Raw genomic sequence first — 272 nt, 5'->3', positions numbered from 1 at the left:
GAGTACTATCCTGGAATGACACCTGAAGAGATAAAAGCTGTAATGGAAGTGGGAAAAGAGTATGACTTAGTATCTTTTTTCCATGTTAGATACTCTACTATGAACGGCGAGGGTGGAAATAACTTAGACGCACTAGAAGAAGTCATTGGATATGCACGAGAGTTAGACGTTCCAGTACAAGTGCAACATATTAATAGTACTGGTGGAACCTTTTCCATGGAAGAGTCTCTAGCGATGATAGATGAAGCTAGAGCAGAAGGACTAGATATTAC

General features: G+C 40.1%; 1 protein-coding gene. It reads left to right on the top strand.

What is annotated here, in order from left to right:
- Positions 1 to 272, top strand: a 272-nt coding sequence (locus AOA62_RS31880; RefSeq protein WP_218244184.1) for a hypothetical protein, incomplete at both ends; no start/stop codon positions are given.

The organism is Pseudomonas sp. 2995-3 (assembly GCF_002742565.1).
GTDB classification, from domain to species: Bacteria; Pseudomonadota; Gammaproteobacteria; order Pseudomonadales; family Pseudomonadaceae; genus Aquipseudomonas; species Aquipseudomonas edaphica.
Note: the sequence above shows the minus strand (reverse complement) of the source record. Positions and strands in the feature narration are given on the sequence as shown.